At 53.8% G+C, this 945-nt stretch carries 2 protein-coding genes; both read left to right on the forward strand.

Annotation, left to right across the window (positions count from 1 at the left end; genetic code table 11):
* Positions 1-38: 38 nt before the first annotated feature.
* Positions 39-464: a GNAT family N-acetyltransferase gene (locus tag WH277_RS05505; RefSeq protein ID WP_339454949.1), complete on the forward strand. Its 426-nt coding sequence runs from the start codon at positions 39-41 to the stop codon at positions 462-464.
* Positions 465-466: 2 nt separating this feature from the next.
* Positions 467-945, forward strand: a 479-nt coding sequence (locus WH277_RS05510; protein ID WP_339504885.1) for a nitrilase-related carbon-nitrogen hydrolase, incomplete at its 3' end; no start/stop codon positions are given.

Consider the following 945-nt stretch of genomic DNA (forward strand, 5'->3'; position numbering starts at 1 on the left):
GTTTTATCCGGCTCGTTGGCATATTGCGGAGAATGACCATGAATATTCGTCTGGCTGAATCGAAAGATGCTTTTGCCCTCAGCGCATTGTTAACAGAACTGGGATATGCGGATACCGCGCCTTTTATTGAACGCAGACTTGCCCAACTGATCATCGATGAGACTGAGCGGCTTCTTATTGCTGAACAGGGAAATACGGTACTGGGGTTTTTGTCACTGCATTTTATTCCACAGCTTGCGCTGGCAGGAGATTTTGCCCGTATCAGCTATTTCTGCATTGCCGAAGGTGAGCGCAGCAAAGGGGCCGGGCAGCAGTTGTTACAATATGCAGAGCAGCTGGCAATGGAGCGTGGCTGTGACCGGGTAGAGGTGCACTGCCATGAACGGCGTGAAAAAGCGAATGCGTTTTATGCCCGTGAGGGCTACAAAGAATCCCCTCGTTACCATATTAAAGAGCTGGGCTGATGATGAAAGTCGCTTTAGGGCAGTTTGCGGTCAGCCGTGAGTGGCAGGACAATGCACAGACCTGTGTGGGTTTTATGCAGCAGGCACAGCAACAGGGAGCGCGTCTGTTAGTGCTGCCGGAAGCGGTGCTGGCAAGGGATATTGCCGACCCGGATCTGGCAGTAAAATCCGCACAAAAGCTGGATGGTCCCTTCCTGTGCCAGCTATTGGCCGTCAGTCGTGGTAATACGCTGACGACGGTGCTGACCCTGCATGTGCCGGCTGATGATGGTCGCGTGCTGAATGTGCTGGTCGTTCTCCGTGGCGGAGAGATTATCGCCCGCTATGACAAGCTGCATCTGTATGATGCTTTCGCCGTGCAGGAGTCACGTAATGTGAGTGCTGGCGACCGGATACCCCCGCTGGTAGATGTTGACGGGCTTAAGGTTGGATTGATGACCTGCTATGACGTGCGTTTCCCGGAGCTGGCTCGTCGCCTGGT

The sequence above is a fragment of the Erwinia sp. MYb416 genome (assembly GCF_037479575.1).
Classification (GTDB): Bacteria; Pseudomonadota; Gammaproteobacteria; order Enterobacterales; family Enterobacteriaceae; genus Erwinia; species Erwinia rhapontici.